We start from the raw sequence: 24,105 nt of genomic DNA, 5'->3' as shown, positions 1-24,105 counted from the left end.
TGAATAGAAAATATGAATGTGGATTCGACCATGAATCAATCTATAAAGTTGCAAACTCAAGACTTGGATGGTACAGACAGAGTGGAATGAACGTAGTTAATTTTATCATTAGCCCAATGGTGCTTGAAACAAAAATAAAGGACGGAGCTGGTTTGCTCAATCCTTTAAATTATTATCTAAGATAAGTTGGAATATAAGTTGTAGAGCCGTATACGAGACCCGTACGTACGGTTCAATGAGAGGGAAATAATGCTAGCCATTATTTCCCTACTCTATTTCCATCTGATTATGCGATCTTTCTGTCTCTGGCATAACTCTGGAGACGATCCAGAAGTTCCTGACATTCATCGCTGTGAATGACAAGCTCCACGCCGTCAGCCTTACTGATAGCAATAACTCCTAACAATGATTTTGCGTCTACTATATTCTTTCCGCTTTTAAGATCCACGTCGTATTCAAACTGATTGACAATATCCACAAACTCAGTAATATCTTCTGGCTGACGAAAACAAATCTTTAATTTATGCATGTCTTGTTTTCCTCCTTTACTTTGTGTATATGGTTATTTTATCCAGAATACTGGATTTTATTCCCAATGTCTAGGACTTTATTTGTAAAAATGTGTGTCGTTATTTGCAGAATATTGTCGAATCGCAAAAAACAAGCTTTAGTCTTAGAAGAACTTATAGAGCCAGAGGCGCCCAGAAGGGATGAAACTTGATTCTCAAAATCACGTTTCATTCCGACCTAAGACGAGAAAGCATCGGCTTTCTCGTTGCATGTCGGATGTTCCCTTCTGGGCGCCTCTGGCTCTATTAGTTCTTCTTCGTTAAGCGGTCAGGATTTAAACCGACCTTACAGACAGGAAGACTTGGCGCTTACAGTCCGCATGGCGTCCCCTCTTACTTACTCTCGTCCGCACTGCTCTCAGACTGCTCTACCTGAACGCACTTGTCTGCCAGGTACTCTGCTACTTTCTGCTGCAGAATTGTTCTTTTCAGCACATCTTCGCCTACCTGTTCTTTAAATTCATCTACAGTCTCATATCCGGAACCTTCTGCATATTTTGCAATCTGTTCTTCATACTCTTTGTCGGATGGCTCCAGTTTCTTCTCCTTGGCAATCAGTTCACATGCCAGACTTCTCTGTACTGCCGTCTGCGCAGCCTCTTTTGCCTGAGTCTTGAAATCTTCTTCGGAAAGTCCCATGTACTGTTCTGCGAAGTCTTTGAACTCCATACCGTATGCTTCTGCCATTCCGCTGTAATACTCATTAATAGACTGAATCTGCTCGTCTACCTGGTCTTCCGGGTATTTCTTCACTTCGATCTGACCAAGCAGTGCCTCCATAACTTCATTCTGCAGTGTATTTTTTGTACTCTCTTTACTGTTTTCTTCCAGCTGCTTTTTGATTTCTTTTTTGTACTCTTCCACAGTCTTAGACTCTTCGCTGTTCTCTTTTACCCACTCGTCTGTAAGCTCCGGAACGGTAACTACAGAAATACTGTTCAGTGTGATATTGAAAACAGCTACTTTATCAGACATCTCTGCATTCTTATAATCAGATGGGAACTGTACTTTAATGTCAAACTTTTCCCCTGTCTTATGTCCTGCGATCTGTTCCTCAAATCCTTTGTAATCCCCGTTGGCCCCAATAAAGCTTCCAGATCCCAGTTCCAGGTTTGCGCCTTCGGCTGATCCACCCTCAAACTCCACGCCATCCACGGATCCCTTGTAGTCAATATTGACTGTATCTCCTTCTTTGGCCGCTCTGTCCGTAATCTCTTCTGATGTGGATTTGGAAGACAGTGTCGAATTAATCGTGGACTCAACGCTTTCATCCGTCACTTCGGTCTGCTCAACCTTGGCAACTTCCAATCCTTCATACTGCTTGATTGTGATATATTCGTTAGAAAGCTCCTTGCTGCATCCTACCAGTGATGCTGCCATCAGAACGCTTAATGCCAATGCCAAAATCTTTTTTTTCATTCTTTCACCTCATGTTTTTCCTTATCTCAGGGCAGGCTCATGCCCGCATACCTAAACGTTATATCACATTTTTTCTTCGTTGAAAAGGTTTTTCATACTTATTTCACTTTTGTTTTTATAAATGTTTTTATAAAAGAGGTGACAGCAGCCGTGAGAACTGCTCTTTTATGCGGATAATCAGGCTTCTCTGATCATATACCTTACGGGTAACATGGGTACATTTCGTCATATCATTTTCGAAAGCGCGCTCCATCCGCTGCACAGTCCGTTCACTGTAAACGACTGCATTTACCTCAAAATTCAGGCCGAAACTCCGGATGTCCATATTGGCTGTACCCACGCAGGCCACCATGCCATCCACACTCAGTGTTTTGGCGTGGAGGAACCCGTTATTATACACATAACACTTTGCTCCCGCCGCCACCATGTCGCCGAGATACGAATAGGTTGCCCAGTACACAAACGGATGGTCCGGTTTGCAGGGAACCATGATTCTCACATCAACCCCCGAGCGGCTGGCGATCTTCAGCGCATCGAGTATGGAATCATCCGGTATAAAATACGGGGTCTGCAGGTATACGTGATCTTTTGCGCTGTGAATCAGACGAAGATAATTGTCATGGATCGTCTTGGTCTGGGAGTCAGGGCCGCTGGAAATAATCTGGACCGGATCGTGTCCGTTTCTCACATAGGCCGGTATCTCGAAAAGATGATCCTCCAGGAAAAGATTCTCCCTGGCCGCATAATTCCAGTCCAGCACAAAACGGACTGCCAGGGATGTCACGGCAGCCCCTTCTATACAAAGGTGCGTATCACGCCAGTAGCCAAACTTTTTATCCAGGCCGAGATACTCTCTGCCCACGTTAAATCCGCCCACAAATCCTACACGGCCGTCAATTACTACAATCTTTCTGTGGTTACGGTAGTTCACACGCAGCTGCAGCTGTCCCAGAAGTGCGGGGAAGAACTCCGCTACCTGTACGCCCGCTTTTTCCAGGCGCTCCCAGTCTTTGTTATGCATGGTTCTGCATCCCATGCTGTCAAACAGCACCCGGACCTCCACGCCTTCTTTTGCCTTCTCCGTCAGGACCGGCTCAATCTCCTGCCACAGCTCATCGTTGCGGATGATATAGTACTGCATATGGATATAGCGCTGTGCCTGTTTCATTTCTTCGATCAATGCACGGAACTTTTCCTTACCGTCCGTGTATATGCGTACATCGTTATTGTCTGTCAGCACGGACTCGCCGGCCTCCAGATTGTAAAGAATCAGGTCTTTAAAGCGTGCCATCTCTGGATTGGCAAGCCTGAGCTGTTTTCTATATATCGTTTCCTCCTGCCTCCGTACGGCATATTTTAATTCGCCCTCGATCTCTTTCGCCTTGAACATTCTGCTTTTATGAAAATCCTGCCCGATTACCAGATAGAGGAAAAAACCAAGAATCGGGATAAAGTAGAGCAGCAGCAGCCATGTCCAGACTGTCTGCGGAGATCTGCGTTGAAAGAATATTATGATCAGGGAAAGGAGAATGTTGATGACAGCCAGATTATCCATCACAAAGTGATAAGCTGTCGTCAACCCGTTCCATATCGTTTCTGCCATATAATATAAACTCCTTTTTTCATCTGTATGTAACATATTTGATTATACTATTATATCTTGGAAAAAGTAACCCTAAAATGTCAGTGTTGATAAATAAAACAATAATGCCGCCAGAATACCTTGTTCTATGTGCGCAGACAGTTCCTGTCCGAAATATTCCTTTACAGGTTCAGTTTTCTGAGCAGACTGTATATATCAAGTGTCCCGTATCCCCAGTTTTTATTTGGATAAGTGAAGCCCTGATTGCTCCTGTCTGCACCGCGGATGATCAGACGGTTGACATCATATCCGGTAATGGTCGGGTAATAGCCCTTAATAACGGCCCATTCGAGTACCATTGCGACGGTTCCCGCTGCATGGGCGGCGGCTGCTCCGGTTCCGGATATGTAACCATAACGTTCATTGGGAAAGGCACAGGGGATTAAATTACCGGGAGCGGCAATATCAGGAATGATACGGTTGTCTCTGGTATATCCCCAGCTGGATTCAGGCATGATGCTGTTGCTTTGTGAATTATAGGCTGTTACAGTAAGGGCATACACAGAATTTCCCGGCTCTGTTACCGTTGTGTCAGGAGACGAAACCAGGAAGTATGTTCCATTTGAAATTAGATTTCCGGCTGGAAGCCACGCATGAAAGGCGTAATCTTCTTCTTCCAGATTTGCCAGCTGGATGCGCCAGATTCCCTCACTCGGATTTTCGAACCTGATCATAATCAGCTGGTCACCGTTCTCCTTTTCCAGGGTAATATTATTTACATAAATCCTGCTTGACTCGAATATGAAGCCAAAAGAATAACAGCTGCTGAGCTGCGGCTGGATAAACCTTGTGGATTCCCCTGCAGGAGACGTTATTTTCACAGCAAGGCGGGCCGGTATTTCAGTCCATATTTCCAATGCAAATAAAGTATCCTGCTTTGAAATTTCAAGTTCAAATGTATGAGTAAAGGTTTCATCGGTCACTCTGGTGTAATAATGACGTCTGTTACTGCCTTCATTGCCACCTGCAACTGCAACATCAAACCCGGGATTCAATACGATTCTGTTCAAATAATCACTGAGCGTCCCCAATCCTCTGTGGCCGCCATGGCTGCTCCCCATCGCCAGACAGACAGCCAGAGGCCGATGAATCCTTCCGGCAATCTGGGTTAAATAATTTAGTCCTAATAATATATCCGTTTCCTGATAACACTCGACATCTTCCTGAACAAAAGAGAGCTTGCGCAGATTCTTTTTAGGTGGTTTTAGTTTAACTACAATCAGTTCCGCTTCTGTTACTACTCCCCTGAAAGATACGGAACCCACCACATTTCCGGCTATGATACTGGCAAGTGCAGTGCCATGTCCATTTGTATCCTGACAGGGGACAATCTCAAAAGGCTCTTGGCTCTCAAGCGCAAGATTAATCTCCTCATTCGTATACTCCGTTCCATATACAAACCCCTCCGGGGGCGTTCCAGTCTGATTTGCCTGGTCCCAGATACTGTAGATACGGGATTTTCCATCTCTTGTGAGAAAGGCCGGGTGACGGTAATCAATACCTGTATCAATGATCCCTACTAATACCCCGCGTCCAAAAAGAGCCAGATATGGGTTATTCTGCAGACTTCCGATCCCTGAATCTTCAAAAGTCATAACAGACATGGGAGTAAACAGCCCCGGTACGCTGTGATAGGGATAAACGTCGCCTAATTCACAGGGACTGGGATTTTCATTCAGTACACTTATAATGGAATATCTCTCGCTGATTCTTATGGCCTGCCCACCATCCGGCTTCGCATTATTTACCAGCATATTATCGATAATCAGATCCAGGTAATTTTCATCAATAATCTTATTCAAGGTTCCGCCTCAATGTATTCTTAATATAGTATATTAACGCTTCCGGAACATAGAATATTAATATTGACATCAAAAGCTAAAATGTTCCATATGGCCTGTATCCTCTGTCCGCAGAAGATCGCAGAAGCATTTTCTGCATCCTGGCAGAAGAAAACGGCATAAGGATAAAAAAGCCGAAAAAATGATTTTTCCCGTCCGCTAAAATATCAAATTGCTTGCACTTCCCCCCAAAGAATGGTACAATACTACTTGCATAATCGCGGAAAAAGAGTGTTTATAGGAGGGTTCGTCGTGAGTTTAGGATTGAAAATAATGCTCATTGTATTAGTGGTACTGATCATCGCATTAATCGCGCTGTATTTATTCGGTAAAAGAGCAGAAAAAAAACAGGCAGCACAAAAAGAACAGATGGAAGCAGCAGCACAGCAGGTGACGATGCTGATTATCGATAAAGGCAAGATGAAGCTGAAAGAAGCCGGTTTCCCTTCCGTTGTCGTCGAGAATACCCCCAAGTATCTGAGACGTACGAAAGTCCCGGTAGTAAAAGCTAAAGTCGGACCAAAGGTGATGACATTGATGTGTGATGCACAGGTATTTCCTCTCATTCCTATTAAGAAGGAAGTTAAGGCAACTGTAAGCGGCATTTACATAACGGCCGTAAGAGGAGTCCGCGGATCACTGGAGACTCCGCAGAAGAAGAAAGGCTTCTTCGCAAGATTTAAAAAAGACAAGAAATAATTAGAATAACCGCAATAATCTGACAATTCTCAGATATTGCGGTTATTTTTATACAACGAATCTCAAAGGGGTCAGACCCCTATGCAAAAGGGTCAGACCCCTTTGAGTAAATCTCCATTTTTATTCTGCAGTCAGCCAGCGGTTCATGGTTTACATCCAGCTCGTAATCTACGCTGACACCAATGTTCTCATCTGTAACATTGACTTCCATGTTTTTTGTGTTTACACCGATCAGCATCTGCCCGTAAGGTGTCTGATAATAAGTAAGGTTCTTCTTATTCTTTTCAAATATCATATGGGCATTGGATATACCGGTTTTCATGATTTCCAGGCTGTCTGTGCCGGTTATTTTTATTTTATTTTTTATGGTTCCGGGCATACCTTCCATTACTTCATCATAGATGACGTAGTGTTTCCCGTTCCTGCAGTAATAACTGCCGGGCGTTACGACCTCGATGGCCTCGTTCTCTTCATCTGTCATACCGGTGATGATATCTGTATGCAGACCGGATATGCTGACCAATACATCCTTTGTCATATGAATTCACCTAATATTCTTCAATATTTACTACGTTTATTTTTGATATATCAAATGGCATCACCGAGTTTGCGAAATGCCGGAATTTTTCTGCTGCATCACTGACAAAGAACTCATAACGACTATACGGAGCTTTCTGTCCGTCATTCACCATATCCTGCTCCTTGAGCAGCTTTTTCAGATCCATGGCCGTCTCATAGGCCGGATTCACAATCTGAATCCCGTCCCCCATGTAGGCCCGGATCTTGGAGCGAAGCAGCGGATAATGGGTACATCCCAGTATCATGGCATCGATATCCGTCCTTTTGATAGATTCCAGATAAAAATCGATGATCTCCTGCGTTACCTTATGTTCTTTGAAGCCTTCCTCCACAAGAGGCACAAACAAGGGGCATGCCTTCTCTATAACCGTGATCTCCGGATTCATGCCATGGATGATCTTCGTATACATCCCGCTCTGTACCGTGGCATCCGTCCCGACAACACCAACCTTCAGATTCTGTGTTGCCTCGACCGCCGCCCGTGCCCCCGGGATGACCACCCCGAGGATGGGAACTTCAAATTCATCGCGGACTGCATCCAGCGCAAGCGCGCTGGCTGTATTGCAGGCAATCACAATGGCTTTGACCTTCTTCTTCTTCAGGAAGCGGATTATCTGCTCGGAAAAGCGTATAATTGTATTCTGGGACTTGCTTCCGTACGGGACACGCGCCGTGTCCCCGAAATACACGATATTCTCATTTGGAAGCTGTCTTATCATCTCCCGTACGACCGTCAGACCGCCGACACCCGAATCAAACACGCCGATGGGCGCCGTTTTTTTACATTCCGCACTCAATGTCACTCGTCTCCTAGATTGCTAATATTTTTGCAATTTCATACTGATGGGAAGGAATCTCTTTCTTCATTGATAAAGCTTCCTCAATGTCATAGTCTACAAATCTGCCGTTCTTATATCCGACTACACGGTTTGTCTTGCCTGAACACAGCAGTTCTACAGCCATTGCACCCATGGTAGATGCATATACTCTGTCCTTACATGTCGGACTTCCGCCACGCTGCATGTGTCCCAGAATAGTTGCTCTCGTTTCAATACCAGTTGCCTCTTCAATTCGCTTTGCTATATTAATAGAATCGCCCACACCCTCAGCATTGATAATAATGTAGTTCTTCTTGCCGCGTTTTTTGTTCTCCATAATGTCAGAGATCAGAGCGTCTTCATTGTAGTCTTTCTCTTCCGGCATCAGAATTCTCTCTGCACCGTTTGCAATACCGCACCACAGTGCCAGGTATCCGGCATCTCTTCCCATAACCTCGATAATGCTGCATCTCTCGTGGGATGTGGAGGTATCGCGCACCTTGTCAATGGCCTCCATAGCGGTATTGACTGCTGTATCAAATCCAATTGTATAATCTGTACAGGCGATATCCAGGTCAATCGTTCCCGGAAGTCCGATTGTATTAACCCCCAGATGAGAAAGCTTCTGGGCGCCTGCAAAGGAACCGTCACCGCCGATAACTACCAGTCCGTCAATGCCGTACTTCTTGCAGATGGCTGCTGCCTTCTGCTGTCCTTCTTCTGTACGCATGGACTGACAGCGTGCAGTCTGAAGAATGGTACCGCCGCGCTGGATGGTATCGGATACATCACGTGCAGACAAGTCTATAATCTCCTCTTTCAGAAGTCCATGATAGCCCCTTCTGATCCCGCGGACTTTCAGTCCTTTTGAAAGTGCCGTTCTTGTAACGGCACGGATTGCCGCATTCATTCCCGGAGCATCTCCACCGCTTGTAAGGATCCCAATCGTGCGGATTCTGTCTTCAATCTCTTCCAGGTTTATTCTCTTAACCGATGCTTTTGTTTCTGCCATTTCTTTATCCACCTTTCTAAAATACCTGCCTAACCAAATGTCTTCTTATCAGTCATTCCCTGTACCCTTGCCACCAGGAGAGCGCATAAATCCATGCCCTGCAGGGATTGCTTAATTTTTAACACTTTGGGTATTATTCTAACCTATTTATAAGTGGTTTTCAATAGGTTTTTCTACCACTTTTACCCTCTTATCGCCAAAATGGTTCATCAATCTGCTCAACACCTGCGGACCGATACTGATATTGCGGTTTCTCGGCAGGCGCTTTACAGCCCGCTCCGCCTGACAATAGATTACGACCTCATCGTCGCCCTCCGAGTCAGCAAGATACCCATATACAATCTGCTCATCCTTCTGAAATGCATCCTTATCCGGAAACTGAATCCAAAGCTCTTTCTTCGTCTGTGTAAAGGGAATGATCTTCTCACAGATCAGTTTGCTGGCTTTTTCATCTTCCTCGGACACTCTTCCCCGTATAAATACCTTATTGTCCACTTCCAGCAAGGGCCGATTCTTCTCATAGTCCCGGGGAAATACCACGACTTCCACAGTCCCCAGCAGATCCTCCAGGGTCAGGAATGCCATCATTTGATTATTTCTGGTATTCTTCACCGTTTTGTCCGTAATCATACCGCCGATAATTTCTTTTGCACCATCATGGACCTTTGTCGTCCCGGTCTCCTCATCCGGCTGAAAATCGGCAGTTGTAGCGGATATCGACTTGCGCCATTTTTCCTCGTCTTCCTCAAGCGGATGTCCGCTGATATAGATTCCGAGCACCTCTTTCTCAAATGCAAGCAGATTCTCTTTTGTATACTCTCCCACATCCGGCAGCTTTATCTCAAACTCACTCTTCTGTTCGTCATCCACCAGGTCAAACAATGACATCTGACCGGTCATGGCATACTTCTTTTCCTGGTTCACGTGTTCTACAATCTGGACATAAATACTCATGAACTGCTTTCTCGTTCCATCCAGCCCATCCAGCGCTCCTGCCTTAATGAAGTTTTCAATCACTCTTTTATTCAGGGAATCCTTCACGGACATTCTGCTGATAAAGTCCTCCAGATTCTTAAATGGCCCGAATTCGTTCCGGTCCGAAACAATGGCTTCAATAACAGGCTTGCCTACGCTCTTAATCGCAGCCAGCCCATAGCGTATGTTTCCTTCATCCACGGAAAAGTCCGCCACTCCACGGTTGATATCCGGCGGAAGTATTTTGATATCCATCTGACGGCAGGTATAAATATATTCTGCCACCTTTGGCGGATTTTCAATCACGGAAGTCATCAAAGCTGCCATAAATTCAACCGGATAATAGTATTTCAGATACGCCGTCTGATAAGAAACCACGGCATAAGCCGCCGCATGGGACTTATTGAAGGCATATTTTGCAAAATCAATCATTTCATCATAAATCTTATTCGCCGTCTTTTCGTCAATTCCATTTGCAACACAGCCCGGCACCCCGTTCTCTTCATCCCCATGGACAAAAATCTGGCGCTCCTTCTGCATCACATCGCCCTTTTTCTTGGACATGGCACGGCGCAGCAGATCGCTCCGCCCCAGTGTATAGCCGGCCAGGTCACGCACGATCTGCATAACCTGTTCCTGGTACACAATACAGCCGTAAGTCGGCGCAAGAATTGGTTCCAGCTGAGGGCAGTCATAGGTGATGGAACCCGCATCATTCTTTCCTCTGATATACTGGGGAATGAAATCCATCGGTCCCGGACGGTACAGTGAGATTCCGGCGATGATATCTTCCAGGCTGTGTGGTTTGAGCTCTTTCATAAAGCTCTTCATACCCGCACTCTCCAGCTGGAATATACCGTCCGTCTTCCCTGTCCCTATATAATCCAGAACGTCTTTGTCATTGTAATCAATCTGATCCATATCCAGTCCCGGATTCTTATGCTTTACCAACCGGACTGCATTCTGTATCACCGTCAGCGTACGCAGCCCCAGGAAATCCATTTTCAAAAGGCCAAGTTCCTCCAGCGTGGTCATGGTGAACTGAGTCGTAATGGATCCGTCCTGTGCACGGGAAAGCGGCACATACTCATCCACAGACTTCTGGCTGATTACTACGCCGGCCGCATGCATGGAACTGTGACGCGGCAGACCCTCCAGACGTTTTGACATGTCGATCAGGTACTTCACCTGCTCATCCGTCTCATAAGTCTTGCGCAGCTCCGGATTCATTTTGAGGGCCTTATCAATGGTAATATTCAGCTCGGTTGGAATCATCTTGGCAATGGTATCCACAAATGCATATGGCAGATCCATCGCACGGCCCACATCACGGATGACACCTCTGGCCGCCAGGGTACCGAATGTTACAATCTGCACCACCCGGTCTTTGCCGTATTTGCGTACCACATAGTCTATGACTTCCTGCCGTCTTTCATAACAAAAATCCACGTCGATATCGGGCATGGATACACGCTCCGGATTCAGGAAACGCTCAAACAGGAGCTGATAACGGATGGGATCGATGTCGGTAATCTCCAGACAGTAAGAAACAATACTTCCGGCCGCCGAACCACGTCCCGGCCCCACGGCAATCCCGTTGTCCTTCGCATACTTAATGAAATCCCATACAATCAGGAAATAATCCACATATCCCATGTTTTTTATGGTATTCAGCTCGTATTCCAGGCGCTCACGCAGCTCCTCGGAAGGATTTTCATAGTGCTTTTCCAGCCCCTCGAAGCACAGCTTATTCAGATACTCCCAGGCGGTCAGACCGTCCGGTACATCGTATTTGGGCAGCTTTAACACGCCAAATTCGATCTCCACCTCGCATCTGTTGGCAATCCGCTGCGTATTCTCCAGAGCCTGCAGCGCGTAAGGGAAGAGGTGCGCCATCTCTTCGGGGGACTTAACATAATACTGCCCGCCCTCGTAGCGCATCCGGTTCTCATCCGCCAGCTTTTTCGCGGTCTGGATGCAGAGAAGAATGTCATGCGGCTTCTCATCCTCTGCCAGTGTATAATGGACGTCATTGGTGGCTACCAGTTCAATATCCAGCTCCTCCGACATCTGCAGAAGCTTCTGATTTACCAGGGTCTGCTCCGGAATGCCGTGATCCTGGAGCTCCAGAAAATAGTTGCCCTTCCCGAAGATATCCTGATATTCAAGAGCAGATTTCTTCGCCTCCTCGTACAGTCCTTTTGTCAGATACCGCTGTACCTCCCCCGCCAGACAGGCGCTCAGGGCAATAATCCCCTCGTGATATTCCTCCAGCAGCGCCTTATCCACACGCGGCTTATAATAGTATCCTTCCACAAATCCTTTTGATACAATCTTCATCAGATTGGCATATCCTATATTATTCTCGGCCAGCAGGACAAGGTGATAATACCTGTCATCCCCGCCGCTTATTTCCCTGTCAAACCGGGAGTTCGGGGCAACGTACACTTCACACCCGAGTATGGGCTTGATCCCCTGCTTCTTTGCTTCCCGGTAAAAATCTACGACTCCATACATGACGCCGTGGTCTGTTATGGCCGCGCTGTTCATGCCCAGTTCCTTCACCCTTGCCACATATTCTCTTATCTTGTTTGAACCATCCAGAAGACTGTATTCTGTATGGACATGTAAATGTGCAAAATCCATTGTTCACCTCTTGATTCCATCTGCATCATCAGCAGACACCCTCTGGTTCACTTATAGACGAACTTCCCTATAAGATGAAAAAGGGCGGTCCCCTGAAAGAGAACTACCCTTATATGCTTCCTTTTTATGTTGATCCAGGACCGCCGGCTTCCTTGCCGACTATCAGGGCAGCCGCCCTTCGGCGATTCTATACCCCGCCGTTGATCATGAAATTGATCAGCTTATCCGTATCTTCTTTTTCGTATGCAATGATCTCCAGTTCAGGGATCTCTCCGTTTGAGAAGATGTTGGCCATGGATACATACTGGGATAACTTAGACTTCAGATTCAGTCTGTCTCCCTCGCCTGTTACCAGCTCTACTCTGCCTTTACATGCATCTACTACTTTAAAAAATGCTTCTATGTCTGTAATATTCTGTACTTTCATTTTAACAATCTCTCCTTTCTAACAACTACGTCTTCTGTTCCATTATAACTTATTTTAAAGGGATTGCAAGATTTTTTAACGAATTCTGATGCTTTTTTCCAGAATTTCAATCTTGCCCGCTTTCAAAAGACGCCCCACCGCACGCTTGAATGCAGCCTTGCTCATATTGAATTCCCTCTTAATGATCTCCGGATCTGCTTTATCTGTAAACGGCAGCTCACCGTCGTAACTCTGCATTACTTTTATGATGTACTGTGCGTCCTTATCCATCTGCTCCGGTATCTTATCTTTCACGCTCAGATCCAGTTTGCCGTCCGCCTTCACAGAGGTCACTCTGGCTTCCACTGTCTGGCCCACTTCCAGGCCGCCGAACACATCCTTCTTGGGAATCAGTGCAGAATACTGCTGGTCCACCGCGACGAAAATGCCGAATTCATCACTGGTGTCATATATAATACCGCTTACTCTGTCGTCCTTTTTATAAGGAGAGTCTGTCCGCAGCATATGATAGACTTTCATCGTAGCACACAGCCTGCTGCTCTTATCGATATAAAGGGCAACAAGGCAGTGATCCCCTTTTTTCACCTTTGTCGTCTGTTCCTTAAAAGGCAGGAATAAATCCTTTTCCAGTCCCCAGTCAAGAAATGCGCCCATCTTCCCCACATCTGCCACTTCCAGGACTGCAAGTTTCCCCAGAGTAACCCTGGGTTCATGTGTGGTAGCAATCATTCTGTCATCTGAATCCCGGTATAAAAATACTTCTACAGGATCTCCGATTTCAACGTCTTCCGGCACCTGTTTTTTTGGAAGAAGTACACGCTCCTCATCGCTTCCCAGGTACACTCCAAACTCCACTTTTTTTACAACAGTCAGAACCTGTTTTTCGCCTAACTTCATGTTCCGTTCTCCTTTATCTGCATTGGGACATGATTTTTCATCCTGTCCCAGTTTTTTCCTGATGATACTATGTAAGTATACCCTGAATGACCTGATTTAGCAAACATTTTCCGCCCTGTTCTTGACTATTGGCGGCCAGATATTATAATAAAAGTCAAAGACTGAATTTCTAATTGATTCCCAAAAGGATGGTGCCCGATGGATAAAAAAGTGAAACTTCCCTCTACTAAATATCATAAAGCGGTGAATCTGCTCTGCATTGCCGCCATGGCTGCCGTATTTCTTTATCTCATTCTGAACTGGAAGCAGATACCGGACCAGATTCCGGGACACTATAATGGCGCCGGTGAGATCGACCGCTGGGGAAATAAAAGCGAGCTCTGGTTCTCTCCTGTTCTGTCCGTGTTCCTGTATCTCGGCATCTCACTCTGTGAGCGTACCCCCGGTATATGGAACACAGGAGTGGAGATAACAAGAGAAAACCGGGAACGTATTTTTCGGATTTTGAAAAATATGATCGTCACAATGAAGCTTATCATGGTGCTTACTTTTGTATTTCTTTCTATTTACTCTGCGCTGGCAAAGCCGCTTCCTTCCTGGTTCCTGCCTGTAGATATGGTTCTGGTGTTCGGACCTATGGCATTTTTTCTGATCCAGATCTACCGGAAACGGTAGATGTCGCAAGCAGGCGCGAGTTTCTCAAGCGAAACTCTATTTTACTTAAACTCAATGACTGCGTATGGCTTCTCCTCCTTATCGCAGAGCTCCACCACGGTCCGCTCCGCCTCGAATGATGCCTTAGGATACATTGTGTCCCCATATACTGCAGATTTTTTATAATCCACTCTCAGCTGGTGAATCTTCATGTCTTCCGGAAGTATTTCCAGCGCCATCTGTACATACTGGCAGTTATTAACATGCTCGTTCGTGTCGATGTGATATTTCCGCACCGGAAAGGACGGCAGGCTTTTGCAGGACTCCGGAAGCTTTATTTTCCGGTCCTCATATTCCATTTCCAGCGGCGGCTCCATTCCATAAGGCGCAATGTCTTCCTCACCGGGTCTTGCGGGACGGCCTTTCTCAATATCCATGAATACCCATACGGAATTGGCGCATGCCGTCATATTTCCCTGTTCATCTTTCATGATAAAGTTACGGTTTCCATACAATCCCTTGAAGCCGGTGGCAAATGTCCCTATCGTGATCTGCTCTCCCATTTTGGGAAAGCGGTCTATTACGACCTGCCAGTAGGAAAGGAGCCATGCCTTTTTCCTTTTCCGCAGAACCTCCAGGCCCACGCCGATATCTTCTGACTGAAAGGTGCTGCAGTCCTGAAAATAATTGATGAGCGCCGGCAGCGTCATGGTTCCCTGATGGTCAATTTCACTGTATCTTACTCTGCTGTCAAATGAGTACATAATTTTACCTTCTTTCTAAACCCTGTCTTTCATCTGTTTGATCTTTCGTATTCTGGTATATCGTTTCATTATTAACCGCCTGTTAAACTGACCTTATTATACGATGAACTAATCATTTTTACTGGATACAAAGCTGTGCTCGATTGTGATCACACAGCGGTAACGGTAATCCGTCTCGCGGAGCCTCGCCGCCAGCTTTGCCTGCAGCTCCCGCCGCATTTTTTCATCATAGGCAACGGGCACTACCATATCGAAGATCAGGTTGATCTGTTCCTTTCCTTCAACCACACGGAAATCGTGGATGCTGCAGCTTTCGTCCAGCCCTTTCAGAGCCCCGTCCACCTGTGTACGTATTTTAAATACTTCTTCATTCTGTGTTTCAATCGGATCCATATGGACTACCAGGAAGATACCCAGTTCTTCTATGGCGTCCCTCTCGATCCGGTCAATCACTTCATGGGAAGCTTCTATGTTGACATTATTGGGAACTTCTGCATGGATGGAAGCCATACTGCGGTTTGGCCCGTAGTTATGTACGATCAGGTCATGCGTCCCCTCGATGCCGTCATATTTTTCCACAAATCTTTTTATCTTGTCGTAAAGCTCAGGGTCAACCCCCTCACCGATCAAAGGCTCCAGCGTATCTTTTGCAATTCCTACGCCTGCCCACATGACGACAAGCGCCACGCCAAATCCCACAAAACCATCTACATTAATTCCGGTCAGCGCAAAGAATATAAGTGAAAGTATCGTTGCTCCTGTAGTGATCACATCTCCCATGGAATCTGTAAATACCGCCATCATCACTTTGGAATCGATTTTTTTGCCCAGTTTCCGGTTAAAAGCCCCCAGCCACAACTTCACACCGATAGACAAAAGCAGGATGATTACGGAAAGGAGCTGAAAGTTCAGTTCTTCCGGGGTTCTTATTTTTGCCAGTGAGTCTTTCAGAAACGTGAAGCCGACCTCCAGTACAAGAAAGGATACAGCCAGGGCTGCTATGTATTCCACCCTGCCGTGGCCGAATGGGTGATCCTCATCCGCCGGTTTGCCGGCCATTTTTACGCCGATAAAGCTGATGACGGATGATCCTGCATCAGAAAGGTTATTAAACGCATCTGCTGTTACGGAAACGCTTCGCAGGGCGATTCCTACTATAAATTTTACAACAAAAAGAAAGACATTACAAAAGATGCCCACGATACTGGCTAATACGCCATAAGCTGTACGCACGGACACCTTCTCTACTTTCTCATAATCTTTTACAAAATGTTTTACTAAAAATTCAGTCATAATTCCTCCGTATGGTATCCCGGAGTTTCTGTCTGATCCGCACGGGGCTGCCGGCTTCGCGCTGTTACTTGAAACGCTCCAGGAAATACCATTTTATCTTAAAGTCAGACTGTGCGGTGACTTCGGCGTATTCGTCCTCTGTCAGCACATTCTTGAGTTCTTCTTTTCCCTCTTCCGGTACGACTGCATTTGTGGCATCCGTAAAGCATAAATTCGGATACAATACGCACCACCAGTTATGCCCTTTCGCCGCACCAATCTCGATTCTTAATGCTTCATAATTGCCCGCAGGAAATGTCACATCCCCGTACGTCTTATCCGGAAAGTAGCAGGTGGTCACTGCCGCGCTTACCGTATAGTCCTGGTTCTCTGCCAGAATCGTCTGTCTGGCGGTCTCCTCCAGTTCGTCCGTGTGTCTGCGCATCCATTCCTTCGTCTCATCCACATTCAGGCCCTGTGGCATCTCTGCTTTCAGGTAAGCAAGAACCTGATCCTTCACTTTCATCTTCAGCGCCTGGTCTTCCTCGCTGTCGCTGTTTGCAAGAATGTGAAACCGCAGAACCTCCTGAGCCAGGTGTTCCTGCGTCTTGGCCTGGACCGTCAGCTGTACACGCCAGACGGCAAATCCGGTGATCAGGGTTGCGATAATAACCGCCAGTATTAAGATAATTCTGTTTGTCTGTCTTTCTATGTGAAATGTTCTGTCCATATGTAACTCCCTCCATGTGTTTGTTTGTTTGATAAATGGAGTATTGACAGAATATTCAGAATTATACAACAATGGAGCGCAAAGGGGTCTGACCCCTTTGCACTCCTCTTTACTTAATCTTCCTTATGCCGCAGTATATCGATCACTGCCGCCACCTGGTTGTCAATATGCTGGCTTGTTATCTTCGCCGCTTTATCTCTTTCGCCATTCTCTATCGCCCGGATAATATCCTGATGCTCTGCCAGGAGTTTGGGATGGCATTCCTTCTGTTTCAGGTATTCTACCCGGTACCGGTACATCTGCTCGCGCAGGTTGTTCAGAAGCTGGATCAGCCTGCGGTTGTCTGTTGCCAGGTAAATGATGTCGTGAAACGCCACATCCGCGCCGGCAATCTGTGTAATATCGTCGCTGTCCAGGGTAGCCTCAAACTCTTTGGCTGCCTTTTTCAGATTCCGGATGCCATCTTTATCAATCCTGTCACAAGCCAGCTGCACAGCCAGTTCTTCCAGGGCCCCTCTTACTTCCAGGACGTCGCGCAGGTTCTTTTCTGTGATTTCTGCAACCTCTGCGCCTTTGCGCGGTATCATCAGCACAAGACCCTCCAGCTCCAGCTTGCGGATGGCCTCGCGGATCGGTGTCCGGCTTACTCCCAGCTTATTAGCCAGCTGGATCTCCATCAGACGCTCCCCCGGTTTAAGCTCGCCCCGCAGAATAGCTTGTCTCAACGTGTTAAATACAACATCCCTCAGGGGAAGATATTCGTTCATCGTCACTTCAAATTTAGGCTCCATATTCCATCCTCCTTGCACCATGTATGTTCGTCACATACACCTGCTTTGCCAGTGCTTTCTCTCTGATCTTATCCTGTGCTTTCCTGGCCTGTGCCTTGTTCTCAAACAGGCCGAATACCGTTGGCCCGCTGCCGCTCATCATCGCATTGAGCGCCCCGGCCGCATTCATTTCCTTTTTAATATCCTCAATCACCGGATACATGGGAATTGTCACGTCCTCCAGCACATTGCCCATTGCCGCTGCAATGTCCGGCAGGCTTCCCTTTTCCAGGCCGTCTATCAGGGCATCTATATCCGGATGTTTTAAAATCTCTTTCGCATCCAGTGCTTCATACACGACTTTTGTCGATACACTAATGGCCGGTTTCGCCACCAGAACCGTGCATTTCGGCATGGCAGGCAATACCGTAAGTTCCTCTCCGATTCCTTCTGCCAGCACAGTTCCCCGCATAATACAGTATGGCACGTCCGCTCCCAGCTTTACGCCTCTCTCCATCAGCCCTTTCTTGGACAGGCCCAGGCCAAACATCCGGTTCATACCAAAGAGTACGGCGGCGGCGTTGGAGCTGCCGCCTGCCATACCTGCTGCCACCGGGATGTGCTTATCCAGTGTAATAATCACGCCTTCCCTGATCTCAAACTCATCTATCAGCAGTGCCGCCGCCTTGTATGCGATGTTGTTTTCATCAATAGGAAGGAAATACAGATTCGTTCTGACCTCAATCCCAGGTTTTGCTGTCCGCTCAATTTTCACATCATCATACAAATATATCGACTGCATTATCATACGCACATCGTGGTATCCATTTTCTCTTCTCCCCAGTACATCCAGTCCCAGATTGATCTTGGCAAGCGCCTTTAATTCTATCTGTTTCATCCTGTGCCCTCCAAATTGTATATTGAATTGTATCTTGTATACATTATACTTACAGTATACTCATATTCTCTTTAAAAATCAACAATTTATCGCCCGGCTTTATGGTATCTGATTCCAGTTCGTTAATTTCTTTAATACCATCTATGGTGGTCATATAGTTCTTTGCCAGAGTCCAGAGCTGATCTCCATCCTTCACAATGTAACCCACAATTCCCGGCCGTCTTTCCATTTCTTCCATAGAAACCGGTGAGAGTTCTACATCCGTAATGACCTGCATTGGAACAGGCTTGCGCATAAATGTGTCAAAGGCAAGTACAGCCTTCACCTCGACTGCTTCGCTCCCCGCCAGATTGACGGATAACTGCTCAACATGATAGGAAATGTTGTAGCGGACATCGTCTGTCATTCCCGGGCACTCCAGCAGATAGGAGAACGGCACCATTCCCTGCCATCCACCGAACGGCATCGCATCATCCGCCTTCAGATAGAGGAAGGAAATATGCAGAATGCCTTCTATCTGAATTCCATCCTCGGTCAGTTCCATATGTTCAATCTGCACGCTGCCGTCGCTGTGGCAGATCTGAAGAACGTCATCCTTCAGCTCCGGAAGGGACAGACGCTCGGCTACTTTGCATTTAGAATAATTCTGGACGAGAAGCTCCTCATAAACTGCTTCTCTCGTCTCAAAACCACAGTTCTGTTCCAGTGAGTATAAATCTTCCAAAAGTTCAATTTCTTCTTCCTGGTAAATATTCATCCTCAGATTCAGAGTTCCCTCTATACCAAGAATCCGCATTTCTCCGTCCTCGTCCATGCGGACATCCATGAGCGTATCCTCAAGGCTGTTGTGGACATAATAATACATACCTTCCTCGACACCGCCGCACTCTATTCTGCCCTCATAGGGAACGCTCTGCTCCAGCCAGTCTGTCTTCCCGTCCTCGGACAAATACATGCAGAATACCAGGAGCTCGCCTTTGAGCTGCATCTCATCCTGTCCAAGGCGGATTTCCAGTTTCCGGCTGCTGACATCGGTCAAAAGAAGCTGGCCGACACTTTCTTTTGTGCCCGGAAGAGTGATCTCTTCTTTGATCCGGTAAGTATCCTTTTTCGTTGTGTGAAGCTCCAGAAGATTCACATTTTTCATTTTTCTGTATATCGGAACCGGGCTGTCGATGTCAACCGTCGTTTCCTCATCCTCCAGCTTTTCCCGGCCGATTTCCATCTCTACCATGGCCCGGATGCTCAGTTTTCTGGAATGAACAAGGGATACCGTGAATTCTATACGGATATTCTGTATGAAATAGCTTTCCATTTCTCCGCCATCTGTATACACCATCTCTTCAAATGGAATTTTGCCTTCCAGAACCGCGGGCTGCGGGTCTCCTGTAGCAGTAACGTAGAGTATCTGGAAATATAATTTACCGGAAATACGTATGTAATTCTCAACCAGCTTGATATCCTCGATCTTTACTGTACCGTTTCCCTGGATAATCTGCTGCACATCCTCCTTTGCATCCGGAACGTTGTAGTCCTCATCCAGATAAAACTGGTCAAATGTCCTTTTCCCCTCTTGTGTGTAGTGCACCTGTTTCTTAATCAGTTCCATATACGTCCTCCTCTAATCAAAAATAACATTTTTGTCGATATATTCCAGCTTAACTACTACGTAAGGATAAGTAGTCACCTCTTCCGTTTTCTCGCCCTTTTCAGGTCCCAGCAGATTCGTATGTATATAAATGGCATTTTCTGTCTCATAAAGCCCCGTCACTTCCACGCTGTACCCGCTTTTGAGCTGCGGTCCGTATCCTTCCGCAATATACAGATATCCCTGGTCTGCGTATGTCAGCTTAAATGGCAGGTCCCTGTTCTCCAGAATCGCCGTCTTCAGTTCATTTGGTACTTTCTCCTTATCCATGACGGTAAAGTCCAGATCCCGCAGCTTTTCCGTCTTTTGTGGGCGCGATATACATCCCGAGAGCATCAGCACAAGCAAAAATCCCGCCAGATACATTATTTTTCTCTTCATATCCAATCCCCGCGGTATATTCTCTCTATTATCATATTATTCAAGTGTCCTGAATATTCTCTTTCTGCCGGATTCCGTACATCTTTGATTCAACCTTTTACAGAATTATATTCTGTATATTACTTGTTTTTTAGGGCGGGATTTTGTATAATTATGAAACATGGTGTTTTGAACCGGTAGCAATCGATACCGGACTGAGAAATACATAGACACGAATAGAAAAGAGGGTGTTTTCTGATGTTTAGGTTTATCTGTATTGTAATCTTTCTGATTACATTTTTAATTCTTTCCATTCCGATCTTTATTGTAGAATGGGTGATCGGCAAATTCAACCGTGAAAAAAGGGACTACAGCTCTCTGCACCTCGTGCAGTGGGCATTCAAAGTGATTTTGAAAATAACGAGTGTGCAGGCAACTGTCATAGGGGAAGAAAATGTACCCGATGAACCGGTATTATTCATCGGAAACCACCGCAGCTTCTTCGATATTCTTCTGACTTATACGCGCTGCAGGCGCCTGACCGGTTATGTGGCAAAAAAGGAGATGGAGCACATTCCGCTGCTGTCCACATGGATGCGCTATCTGTACTGCCTCTTCCTGAACCGGGAAAATCCAAAAGAGGGATTAAAAACCATTTTACAGGCCATTGATTATGTTAAGAAAGGAATTTCCATCTGCATCTTCCCGGAGGGAACACGCAACAAAGGGGAAGAATTGAGCATGCTTCCCTTTAAAGACGGCGCATTTAAAATCGCTACTAAAACAAATTGTGCGATTATACCAATATCACTGAATAATACTTGTGCTATATTTGAAAAACAGTTTCCCAGAATCCGGAAAGTCCATGTTGTGATCGAATACGGGAAGCCAATCTATCCCGATCAGCTGGAAAAAGAAGATAAAAAACATATTGGGAATTATGTACAGAACATTATACAGGAAACGATCACAAAAAATGCGGCGATCGTATAAAATAAAGAGGTGCTGTTGCCGACAGCGCCTCTTTATTTTCAGAATATTCAGAATATGAAGGTGCAAAGGGGTCAGACCCCTCTGCGGATTTTCTCGAAGTAAGCAAACATTCCTTCTGCTATTACCGGGTCTATCACCGGCAGTCCGGTTGCTTTTTCCAGCTCTTTTGCCACGCCTATGGTGCCGAGCCCGGTGCACGCCAGTGCTATGACCTGTGCACCCTGTTCTTTGAGCTCCATCCCTGTTTTGATGGTATTCTCCCAACCTTCTGGTGTCATCAGGTCCAGTGTGCTGTCGACTCCTTCCGGCTTGCCCAGTATCATTTTTCCGGCAAGCATCCTCTCATAAGCCTGGGGAGCGTAGTCTGTGATTCCCAGCACGCCTACTTTATCTCCGTATTTCAATGCCAGGGCCACCGTGGTCTCTCCGCCGCCTGTAACCGGAATCCCGGGAATTGCCGCTCTGATTTCCTCTACTCCCGGATCATCCGCACAGCTGACAATGAACATATCCACATCTGAAAATGTTTTGGCTGTCTCTACAATCTTAGGAACAGCGATTTGGCACAATTCGTCATTATGTATGCCTTCATATTGATCCGGAATACATTTTGTTTCAACTTCGATACCAGGAAAATTTTCCATAATAACCCTGCCATGTGACTGGAGTACTTCCTGATCTTCTGTCGTCAGGACCCGTATTAAACCTACTTTAAATGCCCCCATGAGATTTCCTCCTTTTACGATTTTCTTTTTTAAATGGCGGGAATGCTTTAAGGCCTGATTCTTTTCGCCAATGTCTTCCCGCCAGACTATAGTTTCCCGCTGTTTACCCGGGCATTATTCTACAAATTCGCCCTCTTTCATAACCAGAACATCATCCAGATAAAGTGTGGGTTTTAATATGATGCCATCCATGTGGCACTCAGCCTTATTGGTTCCTCCAAAAGAGGTATTGGTTCCAAACGCAATATGAACCGTTCCATATACCTTTTCGTCCTCCAGTATAATGCCGTTCAATATGGCAGCTTCATTGGTTCCGATTCCCAGTTCGCAGAGGGTTCCGTTCGTCTCATTCTTGAGCAGTACATCCAGGTTCTCACTCTTTTCCCCGGTTACTGACCGCAGCTTGCCGCCGGAGATAACCATATGAAGGGGCGCATCCAACTTCCCGATTCCGACCATGGAACCATCAATTGTCATTTCTCCGTTTGAACCGTTTTCCAAAGGTGCAATATATGCTTCTCCTGATGGAAGATTCCCGCATTTTCCTGGTGCTTTATAGACACCGGGGCTTGGAACACCGTCACGGCCTTTTAAGGAAATTGTCAGAACTTTTCCGTCTTTTTCAATTCGTGCAGTATCGGCCTTTGTCAGCATCGCCGTGATCTTGTCCGTCAGTTTTTCAACCGCCGTATAATCAGCAGTCATCGCTCCCTGGCTGAACATCTCTTTCGTTATGCCGGGCATAGTCGCGATTCTTGCGCCTGCTGCCGCAGCCTGGATCCGGGCATTGGTGTGAGTCAGTGACTTGGCAGTCGGTGCAATCACGATATCTGCGCCTTTCATCGCTTCTGACACCGCCTTTGGGGGCTCCTCACCGCTTAATTCCCGTTCTTTCATCACCAGCATCATGCCTTCACACCCCAGATTTTTGGAGGCGTCATAAAGCGCTTCCCCAATCTCTTTCCGGCTGTCATCTGTCACAATTAAAACAGACTCCCCGGATTTTGCATCCAGGCATGACTTCAGGACACCTTCTGCTATCTTAACTAATTCACTCATCTCTTACACCTCTCCCTGTTTTCTGATTTATTCTGCAGTATCGGTCAGTTCGGATACCACACGTGCCAACAGCGTTCTGGGCAGGACTACCATTTTCTTTGTCTTCCTGGCAAACATCTCTTTCATTTCCTGAGTATACCCGATACAATCCAGAACTATCAGGTCCGCGTCCATATTTTTCACTTCATCGGCCGCTTTTTCCAGGGTGTCCCAGTCTCCATAGGGGGACGCCGCAACGGCTTTCACATTTTTAACATAGTTTTTCCACTTTTCTTCTGTCTGCTCAATCTGGAGCGGCGACGGTGTCATACAGATAATACTGGATTTTTTGCTCATCAGAGGAACCAGTTTGTCCAGGACCTCGCAGGGATAAATCACCGGAATGTTCTTTGTCGTAAGAGTCTCCGGGAAACTTCCTGTGCAGAACATCATAATCAGCCGGCATCCCTCTTCCTCCATTTTATCCATCGCTTCCTGAAGTCTTGGAAGAATATGGCGCTCAGCGAATGTCACAGAGCTCCCGTCATTCAACCGGGATACCAGTACATAATCCCCCTCTTCCGGTGCAAATCCGGCAATCTCTTCCTTCGTAAGGCCGTCCAGTCCACCAGCCTGCACCAGTTCCACTTTTCCGTCAAATATATCCATTATATCAGCAGTAACATCCACTCTGGGAGCCTGCCCTATCGTAACTGCACCTATTTTCAT

At 46.3% G+C, this 24,105-nt stretch carries 23 protein-coding genes and 1 pseudogene; 4 read left to right on the top strand and 20 right to left on the bottom strand.

The window, feature by feature from the left end:
• Positions 1-185, top strand: a pseudogene (locus HMPREF0240_RS24820) (group II intron reverse transcriptase/maturase); the annotation flags it as partial.
• A gap of 101 nt (positions 186-286) precedes the next feature.
• Here HMPREF0240_RS24820 and HMPREF0240_RS10970 read toward each other — a convergent pair.
• From HMPREF0240_RS10970 to HMPREF0240_RS10955, 4 genes are all read right to left on the bottom strand, one after another.
• On the bottom strand, positions 287-529 hold the full coding sequence (locus HMPREF0240_RS10970; protein WP_009003487.1) for an HPr family phosphocarrier protein: 243 nt from the start codon (positions 527-529) through the stop codon (positions 287-289).
• Between the two features lie 373 nt (positions 530-902).
• Entirely contained in the window at positions 903-1,988 is a 1,086-nt protein-coding gene (gene tig / locus HMPREF0240_RS10965; protein ID WP_009003486.1) for a trigger factor, read from the bottom strand.
• 127 nt (positions 1,989-2,115) lie between these two features.
• On the bottom strand, positions 2,116-3,591 hold the full coding sequence (gene cls / locus HMPREF0240_RS10960) for a cardiolipin synthase (RefSeq protein WP_009003485.1): 1,476 nt from the start codon (positions 3,589-3,591) through the stop codon (positions 2,116-2,118).
• A gap of 161 nt (positions 3,592-3,752) precedes the next feature.
• Positions 3,753-5,432 (bottom strand): S8 family peptidase, encoded by a 1,680-nt coding sequence (locus HMPREF0240_RS10955; RefSeq protein ID WP_035313103.1) that lies wholly within the window; start codon positions 5,430-5,432, stop codon positions 3,753-3,755.
• 291 nt (positions 5,433-5,723) lie between these two features.
• Between HMPREF0240_RS10955 and HMPREF0240_RS10950 the strand changes: the two genes are divergently transcribed.
• A complete protein-coding gene (locus tag HMPREF0240_RS10950) occupies positions 5,724-6,170 on the top strand; it encodes a hypothetical protein (RefSeq protein ID WP_009003483.1) in 447 nt (148 codons plus the stop codon).
• Between the two features lie 79 nt (positions 6,171-6,249).
• On the opposite strand, the gene HMPREF0240_RS10945 is transcribed toward HMPREF0240_RS10950, so the two are convergent.
• The 6 genes from HMPREF0240_RS10945 to HMPREF0240_RS10920 all read right to left on the bottom strand — a co-directional run bounded on the left by HMPREF0240_RS10945 (position 6,250) and on the right by HMPREF0240_RS10920 (position 13,524).
• Complete coding sequence (locus tag HMPREF0240_RS10945; RefSeq protein ID WP_009003482.1) at positions 6,250-6,708, bottom strand: DUF1934 domain-containing protein; 459 nt, start codon at positions 6,706-6,708, stop codon at positions 6,250-6,252.
• A gap of 10 nt (positions 6,709-6,718) precedes the next feature.
• On the bottom strand, positions 6,719-7,546 hold the full coding sequence (gene murI / locus HMPREF0240_RS10940; protein WP_035313101.1) for a glutamate racemase: 828 nt from the start codon (positions 7,544-7,546) through the stop codon (positions 6,719-6,721).
• Between the two features lie 13 nt (positions 7,547-7,559).
• On the bottom strand, positions 7,560-8,534 hold the full coding sequence (pfkA, locus tag HMPREF0240_RS10935) for a 6-phosphofructokinase (protein WP_347462591.1): 975 nt from the start codon (positions 8,532-8,534) through the stop codon (positions 7,560-7,562).
• A 192-nt stretch (positions 8,535-8,726) separates the two neighbouring features.
• The gene (locus HMPREF0240_RS10930) at positions 8,727-12,200 is read right to left on the bottom strand and encodes a DNA polymerase III subunit alpha (protein WP_009003479.1); all 3,474 of its coding nucleotides are present in this window, start codon (positions 12,198-12,200) and stop codon (positions 8,727-8,729) included.
• A gap of 187 nt (positions 12,201-12,387) precedes the next feature.
• Positions 12,388-12,627, bottom strand: coding sequence for a hypothetical protein (locus tag HMPREF0240_RS10925; RefSeq protein WP_009003478.1), 240 nt, complete (start codon positions 12,625-12,627; stop codon positions 12,388-12,390).
• A gap of 75 nt (positions 12,628-12,702) precedes the next feature.
• Entirely contained in the window at positions 12,703-13,524 is an 822-nt protein-coding gene (locus HMPREF0240_RS10920; protein WP_009003477.1) for a S1-like domain-containing RNA-binding protein, read from the bottom strand.
• Positions 13,525-13,722: 198 nt separating this feature from the next.
• Between HMPREF0240_RS10920 and HMPREF0240_RS10915 the strand changes: the two genes are divergently transcribed.
• On the top strand, positions 13,723-14,199 hold the full coding sequence (locus HMPREF0240_RS10915; RefSeq protein ID WP_009003476.1) for a DUF1648 domain-containing protein: 477 nt from the start codon (positions 13,723-13,725) through the stop codon (positions 14,197-14,199).
• 41 nt (positions 14,200-14,240) lie between these two features.
• Here the strand turns inward: HMPREF0240_RS10915 and HMPREF0240_RS10910 are convergent, their stop codons facing one another.
• The 7 genes from HMPREF0240_RS10910 to HMPREF0240_RS10880 all read right to left on the bottom strand — a co-directional run bounded on the left by HMPREF0240_RS10910 (position 14,241) and on the right by HMPREF0240_RS10880 (position 20,641).
• Entirely contained in the window at positions 14,241-14,942 is a 702-nt protein-coding gene (locus HMPREF0240_RS10910) for an acyl-ACP thioesterase domain-containing protein (RefSeq protein ID WP_009003475.1), read from the bottom strand.
• Positions 14,943-15,050: 108 nt separating this feature from the next.
• Positions 15,051-16,235 (bottom strand): cation diffusion facilitator family transporter, encoded by a 1,185-nt coding sequence (locus HMPREF0240_RS10905; protein WP_009003474.1) that lies wholly within the window; start codon positions 16,233-16,235, stop codon positions 15,051-15,053.
• A 64-nt stretch (positions 16,236-16,299) separates the two neighbouring features.
• Entirely contained in the window at positions 16,300-16,944 is a 645-nt protein-coding gene (spoIIR, locus tag HMPREF0240_RS10900) for a stage II sporulation protein R (RefSeq protein WP_047775823.1), read from the bottom strand.
• Between the two features lie 113 nt (positions 16,945-17,057).
• Positions 17,058-17,735 (bottom strand): GntR family transcriptional regulator, encoded by a 678-nt coding sequence (locus HMPREF0240_RS10895; protein WP_009003472.1) that lies wholly within the window; start codon positions 17,733-17,735, stop codon positions 17,058-17,060.
• On the bottom strand, positions 17,725-18,612 hold the full coding sequence (gene ispE / locus HMPREF0240_RS10890) for a 4-(cytidine 5'-diphospho)-2-C-methyl-D-erythritol kinase (RefSeq protein WP_009003471.1): 888 nt from the start codon (positions 18,610-18,612) through the stop codon (positions 17,725-17,727). Before ispE ends, HMPREF0240_RS10895 begins: the two co-directional genes overlap by 11 nt.
• 49 nt (positions 18,613-18,661) lie before the next feature.
• A complete protein-coding gene (locus tag HMPREF0240_RS10885) occupies positions 18,662-20,221 on the bottom strand; it encodes an SPOCS domain-containing protein (protein ID WP_009003470.1) in 1,560 nt (519 codons plus the stop codon).
• 12 nt (positions 20,222-20,233) lie between these two features.
• The gene (locus tag HMPREF0240_RS10880) at positions 20,234-20,641 is read right to left on the bottom strand and encodes a protease complex subunit PrcB family protein (protein WP_009003468.1); all 408 of its coding nucleotides are present in this window, start codon (positions 20,639-20,641) and stop codon (positions 20,234-20,236) included.
• A gap of 237 nt (positions 20,642-20,878) precedes the next feature.
• Here HMPREF0240_RS10880 and HMPREF0240_RS10875 point away from each other — a divergent pair, with 237 nt between their 5' ends.
• The gene (locus HMPREF0240_RS10875) at positions 20,879-21,613 is read left to right on the top strand and encodes a lysophospholipid acyltransferase family protein (RefSeq protein ID WP_009003467.1); all 735 of its coding nucleotides are present in this window, start codon (positions 20,879-20,881) and stop codon (positions 21,611-21,613) included.
• Between the two features lie 71 nt (positions 21,614-21,684).
• On the opposite strand, the gene HMPREF0240_RS10870 is transcribed toward HMPREF0240_RS10875, so the two are convergent.
• From HMPREF0240_RS10870 to HMPREF0240_RS10860, 3 genes are all read right to left on the bottom strand, one after another.
• The gene (locus tag HMPREF0240_RS10870; protein WP_009003466.1) at positions 21,685-22,338 is read right to left on the bottom strand and encodes an aspartate/glutamate racemase family protein; all 654 of its coding nucleotides are present in this window, start codon (positions 22,336-22,338) and stop codon (positions 21,685-21,687) included.
• Between the two features lie 114 nt (positions 22,339-22,452).
• On the bottom strand, positions 22,453-23,397 hold the full coding sequence (locus HMPREF0240_RS10865; protein ID WP_009003465.1) for an aminopeptidase: 945 nt from the start codon (positions 23,395-23,397) through the stop codon (positions 22,453-22,455).
• Positions 23,398-23,424: 27 nt separating this feature from the next.
• The gene (locus tag HMPREF0240_RS10860; RefSeq protein WP_009003464.1) at positions 23,425-24,105 is read right to left on the bottom strand and encodes an AroM family protein; all 681 of its coding nucleotides are present in this window, start codon (positions 24,103-24,105) and stop codon (positions 23,425-23,427) included.

It is taken from the genome of Clostridium sp. D5 (assembly GCF_000190355.1).
Lineage (GTDB): Bacteria > Bacillota > Clostridia > Lachnospirales > Lachnospiraceae > Faecalicatena > Faecalicatena fissicatena_A.
The sequence above is the reverse complement of the archived record's forward strand: the minus strand, read 5'-3'. Positions and strand labels throughout refer to the sequence as shown.

Bases quoted from the DNA above. Each gene is read 5' to 3' on its own strand.
- HMPREF0240_RS10970 (WP_009003487.1), bottom strand. From the start codon at position 529: ATGCATAAATTAAAGATTTGTTTTCGTCAGCCAGAAGATATTACTGAG.
- tig (WP_009003486.1), bottom strand. From the start codon at position 1,988: ATGAAAAAAAAGATTTTGGCATTGGCATTAAGCGTTCTGATGGCAGCA.
- cls (WP_009003485.1), bottom strand. From the start codon at position 3,591: ATGGCAGAAACGATATGGAACGGGTTGACGACAGCTTATCACTTTGTG.
- HMPREF0240_RS10945 (WP_009003482.1), bottom strand. From the start codon at position 6,708: ATGACAAAGGATGTATTGGTCAGCATATCCGGTCTGCATACAGATATC.
- HMPREF0240_RS10930 (WP_009003479.1), bottom strand. From the start codon at position 12,200: ATGGATTTTGCACATTTACATGTCCATACAGAATACAGTCTTCTGGAT.
- HMPREF0240_RS10925 (WP_009003478.1), bottom strand. From the start codon at position 12,627: ATGAAAGTACAGAATATTACAGACATAGAAGCATTTTTTAAAGTAGTA.
- HMPREF0240_RS10920 (WP_009003477.1), bottom strand. From the start codon at position 13,524: ATGAAGTTAGGCGAAAAACAGGTTCTGACTGTTGTAAAAAAAGTGGAG.
- HMPREF0240_RS10915 (WP_009003476.1), top strand. From the start codon at position 13,723: ATGGATAAAAAAGTGAAACTTCCCTCTACTAAATATCATAAAGCGGTG.
- HMPREF0240_RS10910 (WP_009003475.1), bottom strand. From the start codon at position 14,942: ATGTACTCATTTGACAGCAGAGTAAGATACAGTGAAATTGACCATCAG.
- HMPREF0240_RS10905 (WP_009003474.1), bottom strand. From the start codon at position 16,235: ATGACTGAATTTTTAGTAAAACATTTTGTAAAAGATTATGAGAAAGTA.
- spoIIR (WP_047775823.1), bottom strand. From the start codon at position 16,944: ATGGACAGAACATTTCACATAGAAAGACAGACAAACAGAATTATCTTA.
- HMPREF0240_RS10895 (WP_009003472.1), bottom strand. From the start codon at position 17,735: ATGGAGCCTAAATTTGAAGTGACGATGAACGAATATCTTCCCCTGAGG.
- ispE (WP_009003471.1), bottom strand. From the start codon at position 18,612: ATGAAACAGATAGAATTAAAGGCGCTTGCCAAGATCAATCTGGGACTG.
- HMPREF0240_RS10885 (WP_009003470.1), bottom strand. From the start codon at position 20,221: ATGGAACTGATTAAGAAACAGGTGCACTACACACAAGAGGGGAAAAGG.
- HMPREF0240_RS10880 (WP_009003468.1), bottom strand. From the start codon at position 20,641: ATGAAGAGAAAAATAATGTATCTGGCGGGATTTTTGCTTGTGCTGATG.
- HMPREF0240_RS10875 (WP_009003467.1), top strand. From the start codon at position 20,879: ATGTTTAGGTTTATCTGTATTGTAATCTTTCTGATTACATTTTTAATT.
- HMPREF0240_RS10870 (WP_009003466.1), bottom strand. From the start codon at position 22,338: ATGGGGGCATTTAAAGTAGGTTTAATACGGGTCCTGACGACAGAAGAT.
- HMPREF0240_RS10865 (WP_009003465.1), bottom strand. From the start codon at position 23,397: ATGAGTGAATTAGTTAAGATAGCAGAAGGTGTCCTGAAGTCATGCCTG.
- HMPREF0240_RS10860 (WP_009003464.1), bottom strand. From the start codon at position 24,105: ATGAAAATAGGTGCAGTTACGATAGGGCAGGCTCCCAGAGTGGATGTT.